We start from the raw sequence: 9,136 nt of genomic DNA on the forward strand, positions 1-9,136 counted from the left end.
CGCGATGAAGGCTCCCGACTGGAAGCCACTGGAAGCCTCGGTGCTGCGCGAGCGGCTGGAGGAGGTGAAGGCCCTGCTGCTCCAGGCGGCGGCGGTGGGCGTGGCCCAGGACGCCGAGCGGCTGGAGAAGCTGATGGAGCTGGAACAACGCACCCGGGAGGACGCGCGTGGCCGAGTTCAACGACGCCGCTATCGCTGAGCTCCACGGCGCGCTGGAGGCCTGCTGCGAGGACCTGGCGAAGGCATTGGAGGATGCGGAAGGCACGGACGCCACCGGCACTGAGGCCGGGGGCGGGCCCGCGTGGCGGCCGCTGCTGATCGGCGTGCCGCCGGGGTTGGAGCAGCTGGTGGGCATCATCAAGCCGCCGCTGCAGATCATCATCGCGGTGCTCCAGTTCGTGCAGGCGCTGCTCCAGGCGCTGGCGGCCATCCTCCTGGGCCTGCCGGATCCGTTCCGGGCGCTCATCCTCGCGGCCTACGAGCTGCTCAAGGACATCATCAACGACCTGCTCAACGCGGGCGCGTACCTCTACGCCGACGCGCCGGGCATCGGGCCCACGGAGACGAACCTGGCGGAGACGGGCTTCATCCCGAACATCCCCAAGGACTTCAAGGCGGGCTTCGCGCTGGAGCGCCCGCCAGTGACGCCGGACGGCTTCGCGCGCTGGGCGGGGCGGTTCGTCGCGTCCTTCGATGATCCGGGGGACGACTCGCGCCCGACGGTGACGGACGGCGCGCCGGTGCAGGCGGTGTTCATCGTGATGGCGGCACCGTCGCTGGATGCACTCCGGCAGGCGCTGTACCTGCTGGGCAAGCTGCTCAACATCAGCGCGTTCAAGAAGGCGTTCGAGAAATACCCGAAGGGCGCGCTGGATCCGCGCCGCAGCCGGGCGCGTGGCAGGTCGGTGAAGCCGGACTGGAAGTCCGCGCGCATGCGCGACCTGTTCCCGGACCTGGAGAAGCTGCTCATCCTCCCGGAGGCGCTGAGGGCGCTGCTCCTGTCGGTGGACAACCTGGCGACGCTTCTGCGGAGTCTCGCCGCCGCGATGCAGGACAAGGTGCAGGTGTTGATGAAGCTGGCGCAGGCGGTGCAGGCCATCATCGACCTGCTGAACGCGCTCAAGTCCGCGGGCATGTACGCGCTGCCGGTGTCCACGACGGGCGGAGTGGCGGGGCTGAAGCAGGCCTTCCTCACGGCGACGAACCGGCCCCCGGGAGGCTACGTGGGAGGCATCTGCCTGCTGGCGGCGGGGCCCAACCTGGCGAAGGCCGCGATGCTCTGGGAACTGCTGGGCCTGTCCGCGGCGATGGAGCTGGCATCGGGAGACCTCACGCTCCAGGACGTGAAGAAGGCCCTGCTGGAGAGCGAGGCCGCGCAGGTGCTGGAGGCGAGCGGTGACGAGGTGAAGGACGCCTGGGGCAACCTGAAGACGAAGGCCCAGAAGCAGGCGGACAAGTTCGTGAACGCGGTGGAGAAGGCGCCCGAGAGGTTCGTGAAGGCGGTGGGGCGCACGCCCGATGAACTGAAGGCCGCGGCCGAGCGGAGCCGCTCCGCGCTGGTGGAGGTGCTGGACCAGTCGAAGGAGCACGTGGAGGAACAGAAGGAGATCCTGGAGGGCATGGCGTCCACGAAGCACTCCCAGCGCCGGGGAGGGCGTTCACTGGCCATCGGCTTCGGAGGTCCAGGCGCGTCCGAACGTCCGCCGAGTCCGCAGCCCCCCGCGGCTGACACGTCCACGCCGCCACCCGGCACGCCGAAGAAGGGAAACGGCCCGTGAGCGCGGTGACGCGCCTGAGCGCGGAGCTGGACGGCTGGACGGCGGCATGGAAGCAGCTGGAGGCGTTCCTGGACCGCATGGACGGCGTGGCGGATCAGGACGCGCCACACGTCCAGACGGTGTGCGCGCTCCTGCCCGTGTTCAACGTCATCGAGCGGGCCCGTCGTCGCGCGGTGGGCATCGCGCTAGCGCCAGCCCTGGCCGCCGCGCCCCGGGGCGAAGGCCTGCCGAATGTGTCCGTCGGTTCGCTCGTGGGGAGTGAGAGCCGGCTGCCGGGCGCGGAGGAGCTGGAGTTCGCGGTGGGCACCATCGGAGCGGATGGAGACGGGAAGCTCACGGGAGCGGCGGTGCTCGCTGGCACGGTGACGCTGTTCGCGTTCCGCGACGAGAAGCACGGCGGCGAGGTGGCGGTGCGAGTGCCCACGTATGACTTCGGGCCCCTGTCGGCGAGCGGCACCGTGGAGGACGCCATCGACGCGGGGCTGTTCACCACGGACCAGCGGAAGGATGCGGCGGAGAGCGGCGTCGCGGAGCTGGGGACCTGGACGGGCCTGCGCACCACGAGGCGGGCGGAGCTGAAGACGACATCGGAGACGGTGTCCCTGAGCAGCGTGCTGGATGGGCTGAGCGTCTCGTCGACATCCAGCGCCTTTGATCCGGTGGCGTCCGGGGCCTCAACCCGCCAGAGCGAGTGCCTGGCGGACCGGAACGTGCTGCTCCAGGCGAAGGCCACGCTGGAGGAGCAGGGCGCGGCACCTGAGTTGACGGATGCGCTCCAACGCGCGGCGGACTCACTTCAGGCGTCGGCGACGGACTACGGAGCGGTGGCCACGGCGCTCCAGCCGCCACGCACCGTGACTGCGTCCGTGTCGGGGCTTGCGTCGTTGAAGACCACGCTGCGGAGGGCGGATTCACCCGGCATCCCCGGACAGCTGTCCAACGAGCTGACGACGTTGGACATCGAGGCAGGGAAGGGAATGGACGAGGCGGTGGCGTCGCGGCTGGCATATCCGGACGGGTCGCTGCGGATGCTCCGGACGTTGGAATGGTCGCTGCGCTTCCACTGGGTGTTCCGTCAGCGATGGTTCGACGTGCGCAACCGGGCTGCTCTGGCACCGCTGCTGAAGCTCGTGCTGAAGCCATTCTGCGACAGCCTGACGCGAGTGCTCGCGGGACAGTCCACGGGAATCCCGCTGGTGGGACCGGTGGCCCTGGTGAAGGACACGCTCACGCAGGCGACGGTGTTGTCGGTGACGCCCACGGTGGACCTGGGACAAGTGCAGCCGGGACATGTGGCGAACGTGGGAGGGGACCGGCCCACGCTGGCGCTGGTGCTGGGCTGGGAGGTGAAAGGAGCCGAGAAGCGACTGCGAATCGCACCGCTGAATGTGTCCATCGCGACGGACGCGAAGCTGCCGGGTGTCGCCGGGCTGGTGAGGAGTGGCTCGCCCGTGAGTGGAAGCGCGGTGTCCATCTCCACGCAGGAATTGATGGAGGGACACGCGGCGGCGGGTCCGCAGGCGGACGGGGTGGTGCAGGAGATCATCGCTCTGGGAGCGAAGCTGAGCCTGATCCTGGGGCAGGTCGGAGGCGCGCTGGGACTGGTGCCGTCATCGGTGGCCGCGCCGTATCCAGGCCAGACGTTCAAGTTGCTGCCGCCGGTGGAGGTCGGCGCGACGCGACTGTTCCTGGATGGCGTTCCGCTGACGAGCACATCTGGCTCAAGCAAACCGATGCAGGTTGCAAGGCCCGGGGAGCTGTTGCTCGTGCGCGGAGCGGATGATGAAGGAACGTGGTGGCAGGGAGTGGCCACCGTGGACACGGTGGACGTGCGCACGGGCGCGGCGGCCCGAGCGGACGACGAGGTGACAACGACGCCCACTCCGCTGTGCTGCGAGGACGACGAGGAGGTCGTGGTCATCACGCTGCGCGACCTGCAGATGCCCAAGGCGCTGGTGCGCGACGTGACGCTGCGGCGCGACTTCAAGGGCTTCGGAGGCCCAAGTCTCGCCACGGGAGTCATGCTCCCCATCGAGCTGGATTCAGGCACGGCCAACATCACGGTGCAGGACGGCGGCGTGACGAAGACGGTGTTGAGGGACCCGGAGTTGAGAGCCGCGACCACGGTCCTCAAGTCCTGGCTGGGAGTGCCGACATGAGCGAAGCCAGAGACGACCTCTTCGCGGTGGCCGCGCTGCTCGCGGAATTGGACCGGGTGCTCCATCCCCTGGAGAGGGGGGAGCGCGGAGACTTCAAGGTGGATCCACCGCTGCCACCGTCCCTGCCAACGCCGGGTGCGCGAAGGCGGGAAGGGGAGCCAGGCCGCGCGGTGAAGACCGCCTCGCCCTCGACAGGCCCCAGGTCCATGGGGCTCATGGAGTCTGACAACGCGGCACCACTTGTGCTCAAGCGTCCTGAGCGGGTCGAAGTCCCGGCCGTAACGGAACCCATCGCACCCATCCGCCGTCGCGTTCCCCGACCTGTCGGCACGTCGGCACAGCTCAAGGAACCAAGGCCACCGGTCGAACTCGTGACCCGAAGCCCAGATGGGCAACTGCCTTCCACGCTCGCGCTCCCCGTTGTCCCCAGCGCCCCAGAGTTCCAGACGGAGGTCGCGGAGCCACGACCACTTCGTCCTCGCACCGCGGGCGGGGATGTCACTTCACAACGAAGCGACCGGCCCGAACCTGAAAGCCAGAAGGCCCTTGCGGTCCCTCGCGCCGTCGAAACACGCGTGAATGCTGCAAGTCCTCGAAGGAGCCGGGTGCCGAGACCCTCCGTGGAGAGGAACGCCGAACCCCCACGGATCAGCGCACGGGTCCCGGAGTCTCCAACACGCCGCCATCGCGTCGCGCGCGCCACCACCCAAGCGCCACCACAGGCGCTCCCAGTGGAGCAAAGGGAGACGCCCGTCAGGGCATCGCCACGGAGGAGACGGACACCCCGAGCCCTGGACCGACGGCCAGCACCGGACACACGAAAGGTCCCACAGTTCCAGGAGGAACTCGGACCACGTCGTCACGACAGACCTGAGCCACGGACTCCGCATCCATCTCAATCGGAGGAACGGGGCGAATCCATCCTCTCCCCATCACGGGCTACGAGGCACACCACACCAGGCCCGGTGCACATCGAAGTGAAGACGTTGCTTCCTCCGCCGCGAGTCCAGGCACCGCCACGACCCGAAGTCCCTGATGAAGAACCCGTGTGGGAAGAAGCCCCGGGACGCGAACTGGAACCCAGCACACGGGCCTTCTTCATGAACGGTCGCCGACTCACGGCGAGGGACGCTGAAGCGCTCCATCAAGCAGAACAGCGACTGCGGCGCCGGATGGTCGGCCGTTCGCTGTGGAGGAGGCGAGGATGAACGCACTTCCTCCAAGACAGCGATTGGGCCACCTGCTGCGCTCCCTCGCGAAACAGCTTCCGGACCAGCTCGACGGCCTGTTGGAGAACGCCCGGTTCCGGGACGGCGCCTCGGCGCTCCAACGACTGGCGGATCCGGCGCACGTGGAGAAGGCCCTGGAACGGATGTCGCCAGAAGAAGCCGGCTGGCTCGCGGACCTGCTCACAGAGCGCTGGTCCTGGATCGCGGACGTCCAACTTGAGCCCGAAGTGGCCATCGTCGCGCCAGACGAACTCTGGCTGGGCGCGGAACCCATCCGCGTGCCGTTGTCGCTCGCGGCGGTGGGGCTGGACGAAGGATTCGAAGCGGTCTGGGAAGGCGCGGTCCTCCCAGGCCCACCCTCGGCCAGTGCCACGCTCCTCGCGAGACCTCCCGAAGACAAGACACCCGGAGTCGCCCGGGTCCGCGCCCAGGTCCGAGCGAGCGTGAAGGGTCAGCGCTGCGTGCTCATCGCGCAGGCGCAGGTCACATTGAGGCGCCCGTCGGTGGTGGTGAGCGACGACCGGCGCAGGCTGCTGGTCCAGGACCACACGGGACGCCCGGCCGTGGGCTGCCGTCTGGAGATTGGCCCGGACGTGCACCTCACTGGCGCAGGAGGCCTGGTGGACCTGGAAGTCCCAGCGCAGCCCGGTGTGTCGCTCAAGCTGGAAGGCATCCCCGCCGGACGCATTCCCGGAGGCAACCCATGAAGACAATGACGTCCCAGACGCGGAAGACACCCGACCGCAAGCCCGCCATGAACAAGGCCATCGCGCCGTCGCAGCAGCCCAAGACGGACACAGCCAGGGCCCAACTGGGAACCGCGGCCAAGGGGCCCACGATGAAGGCCGCGGCTGGCGGCAGCTTCAAGGCGAAGAGCGCCCCCCGAGTCACGGCGAACCCCAACATCCGGATGCCAAAGAAGTAGCCCGCCCCGACTCGACGGACGAGGACAGTGGCCGGTGGCTCCACGGGGAACGGGCCCCGGGCCTGCGGCCTCGGGAAACCTGTCCGACAGTCGGACAGGTTTGAGGCGCTTCGTCCCCGGAGGTGGCCGCCGGCCTGAAACTCCCCGCCATCCCAGGGGGCCCAGCTTCGTGCGCGGCAGTCCCGGCGTCCTCGCACTGCCAGTCAGCTTCAGGAGGCCAGCACCCACCGCACGGCGCCCACCCCCGCCGACACCTCGCGGCGCGAAGCGCACAGCGGCTGTTCCCGTCCCCCGCACAGCAGTCCCGCCCGCGCCCACTGCGGAAGCGAAGCCACGAGCTTCTCCACGCCCCAGGGGGAAGCCCGCGTAGCCCCGTCGTCCCGCATCGAATTACCCCAGGGGAACAGCCGCCCATCTGGCCCACGGGCCGCCATCTCCCATTCCTCGCTGGAGGGCAGCCGCAGCGCCACGCCTTCAATGCGTGACAGCGCCGAGCACAGCTCCTCTGCCTCCACGAGAGTGCACGGCAGTGGTTCCTCCGCGTCCGGCCCCGCGGTCCCCATCGGCCCCTGTGAAGCCGCCATCGCCCAGGCCGCCGCGGCCCGGCTCACGGGTACCCGAGCAACGAAGAACCCCGGAGACATCACCCGCCGCAGCGTCGGCCCTGTCCCCAGCCAATGCTCCACCGGAGGCACCCAGCGCGCCTCCAACCCGGACCGGCGTAGTCTGTACGTGCCGTCCCGTTCCACCACTGCTTCGGGCAGTCCCACCGGGCGCGGCCCCGGATCCACCGGCGTCGTGAGCGCATGCAACAGCAGCGTGGGGTCGTCCCGAACATCCGCGGGACCCGACAGCGCGCGCAGCAGCGGAGCCATCCGCTCGCGCTTCGGTGAGCCCTCTGGAGGCAGCGGCCGGCCCGCGAGCACATGGACCACCAGGTCCCGCAGGTTCGAATAGAACTGCCGGTCCCTCGGGTCCGCGCCCTCCCGCGTCGACGTAGGCATCCGAGCCTCGCGCAGCGCCGGAAGCACCTCCCTCGCCTGGAGCCGGGCCGCCGCCATCACCGCCGTCACCCGCACCTCCGCGTCCGCGTCCACCAGCGCGGAGCGCAGCACCGCGTCGACGTCCGGATTGGACGCCGCCTGATCATGGATGAGCCAGCGCAATACCTGCCGCCGCTGCTCCTCCCCTGGCAGGTGCGCGAACAGCACGGAGCGGTCCGGGTGCGCCTCCTTCTCCGCCTTCAACCGCGCGAACGCTTCCTCCGTCCCATCCGGCACCAGCGACGCCAGCACGCGCTCCGCGGTCCGAGACACGCTGAACTCCGGATGGAAGCGCAGCGCCGCCACGCGCTCCATCGACGAGCGCTCGCGCAGCGTCTCCGTGGCCAGTAACCCCAGCAACACTTCCCGCGTCTCCGACGAAGCCAGCAGCGCCGCGAGCGCCGGGGCCTCCATCACCGGCACCGCCTTGCGCACGGCCACCCATTCCCCCACGGCGTCAGGTCCGGAGAACTCCAGCACCCGAAGCCGGAGCACCGGGTTGAACGTGTAATGGATCGCCGAGTCCGTCCCGCGCTTCACGTACACCGCGAACTCCGGCTCGCCTGGGATGAGCGGAGGCGTCTGGCTTTCGGACTGGAGGAACCAGCCCAGCGCGGACAGCACCCGGTCCATCACCTCGAAAGAAACCTCAGGCCGGGCGACAAGGGCAGGGGAGCGCATCAGGCCGGTTTCACGAGCGCATGCAGCGACTCACCCACCCGCGCCACCGGCCGCCCCTCCACGCCCACGAAGTACGCCCGAGCCGCCCAAAGCAGGTCACTCCACGAGACCTGCTCCGCGGCCTTCTTCTTCGGAAAGCCCTCCACGAAGGACTCCCACGCGGGCCGCACCGCTTCAGACGGTGCCCCGACCTTCATCGCCGTCGCCAGGTAGCGCACGAAGCCCTGGACGTTGAAGCCGAACTGCTCCCCGGGCGTGAGCGTCGCCGGAAGCGTCCCACCCCCCACCAGCTTCGCCGCCAGGTCCGGTTCCCCCAGGCAGAGCGCCACCAGCCCGCAGCGATAGAGCAACACGTCATCCAGCTTCTTCACCTTCTTCGCCAGGGCCTCCAGCCACGCCTTCGCGGGCGACGCCTGCACCAGCCCCTGCGCGGCCCCGCACGCTTCCGCCGCGTTCACGAAGGACAGCACCTGGAGGGCGACTCGCGGCGGATCCACCGAATCGAAGAACCCCCCGGCCTGCTCGATTCCAGCCGCACACAGCGGCACCAGGGGCGCGGCCGCCGCGCGGGCCTCCTCGGCTCCCGTCAACACGATGAGCGACGCGAGCACATCCGCCAGCGTCCGCAGGTATTGAACGGGCGTGTTCGCCTTCGTCAGCGCGATGGGCGAGAAGCGCTTCATGAGCTCGCGCGCGTGGGTGTTCTCTCCCCACTCGGCGGAGAAGAGCCCGGCCCAGGTGCCTGGAACGTTCACGGGGATTCCAGCCATGTCACTCCGCCTTGTTCACGGCTGCTGCCGTTGCTGGAAGAGGGCCATGTGGTGCTTCCACAGGGCGCGGTGCGCATCTTTGACGGTCGTCGCGGCGCGCTGCAATCGCTCGAAGAGGCCACCGTCCTCCGCCTCCTCGCGGAGCTTCGAGACGAACTTCGTCTCCGTCTTCAGCCCCGCATCCTTGCTCCGCTGGAGCCGCGCCAGGTTGCCCGACTCCCAGGCCTCCAGGTCCAGTTCGCGCGCCAACGTCAGCAGCGTGTCCACCTCCGCCTCCGTGCGGGTGAAGCGCTCCAGGAACCGCTCCACCGTTCCGTATGTCTTCTTCTCCTCCGGCGCGCCGGCCTCGGTGAGCAACAGGCTCTTGGCCACGCCCACGTCCAGCTTGGGGATGCTCCGCAGGGGCGCATCACAGAAGGGACAGGCCGACGGTTCCTGGAGGACGGTCCGCCGGCCTCCGGTCAGGTCCACCCGGTTGTGGACGGTGAACGTGGAGCCGCACACGAAGCAGGTGACGGAGGTGGAAGGAGCGACGCGCATGTCGGAACCTC

Annotated in this window: 8 protein-coding genes; 5 read left to right on the forward strand and 3 right to left on the reverse strand. The window is 69.4% G+C overall.

Features of this window, described 5'->3' with window-relative positions:
* Window positions 1-4: 4 nt before the first annotated feature.
* The 5 genes from GTZ93_RS07750 (at window position 5) to GTZ93_RS07770 (ending at window position 6,091) form a co-directional block, all read left to right on the forward strand.
* Window positions 5-199: a hypothetical protein gene (locus tag GTZ93_RS07750; RefSeq protein ID WP_120594156.1), complete on the forward strand. Its 195-nt coding sequence runs from the start codon at window positions 5-7 to the stop codon at window positions 197-199.
* Window positions 168-1,778 (forward strand): hypothetical protein, encoded by a 1,611-nt coding sequence (locus GTZ93_RS07755; RefSeq protein ID WP_139916138.1) that lies wholly within the window; start codon window positions 168-170, stop codon window positions 1,776-1,778. Before GTZ93_RS07750 ends, GTZ93_RS07755 begins: the two co-directional genes overlap by 32 nt.
* A complete protein-coding gene (locus tag GTZ93_RS07760) occupies window positions 1,775-3,937 on the forward strand; it encodes a hypothetical protein (RefSeq protein ID WP_139916137.1) in 2,163 nt (720 codons plus the stop codon). Before GTZ93_RS07755 ends, GTZ93_RS07760 begins: the two co-directional genes overlap by 4 nt.
* 1,204 nt (window positions 3,938-5,141) lie before the next feature.
* Entirely contained in the window at window positions 5,142-5,873 is a 732-nt protein-coding gene (locus GTZ93_RS07765; RefSeq protein WP_139916136.1) for a hypothetical protein, read from the forward strand.
* On the forward strand, window positions 5,870-6,091 hold the full coding sequence (locus tag GTZ93_RS07770; RefSeq protein WP_139916135.1) for a hypothetical protein: 222 nt from the start codon (window positions 5,870-5,872) through the stop codon (window positions 6,089-6,091). The genes GTZ93_RS07765 and GTZ93_RS07770 overlap by 4 nt, the downstream gene beginning before the upstream one ends.
* Before the next feature lie 209 nt (window positions 6,092-6,300).
* Here the strand turns inward: GTZ93_RS07770 and GTZ93_RS07775 are convergent, their stop codons facing one another.
* From GTZ93_RS07775 to GTZ93_RS07785, 3 genes are read right to left on the reverse strand one after another with little or no spacing between them, the layout of a single operon-like run.
* Window positions 6,301-7,815, reverse strand: coding sequence for an SUMF1/EgtB/PvdO family nonheme iron enzyme (locus GTZ93_RS07775; protein ID WP_139916134.1), 1,515 nt, complete (start codon window positions 7,813-7,815; stop codon window positions 6,301-6,303).
* Window positions 7,815-8,585 (reverse strand): hypothetical protein, encoded by a 771-nt coding sequence (locus tag GTZ93_RS07780; protein WP_139916133.1) that lies wholly within the window; start codon window positions 8,583-8,585, stop codon window positions 7,815-7,817. The genes GTZ93_RS07775 and GTZ93_RS07780 overlap by 1 nt, the downstream gene beginning before the upstream one ends.
* A 15-nt stretch (window positions 8,586-8,600) precedes the next feature.
* Window positions 8,601-9,125 (reverse strand): hypothetical protein, encoded by a 525-nt coding sequence (locus GTZ93_RS07785; RefSeq protein ID WP_126932714.1) that lies wholly within the window; start codon window positions 9,123-9,125, stop codon window positions 8,601-8,603.
* Window positions 9,126-9,136 lie beyond the last annotated feature (11 nt).

Source organism: Corallococcus exiguus, assembly GCF_009909105.1.
GTDB lineage: Bacteria > Myxococcota > Myxococcia > Myxococcales > Myxococcaceae > Corallococcus > Corallococcus exiguus.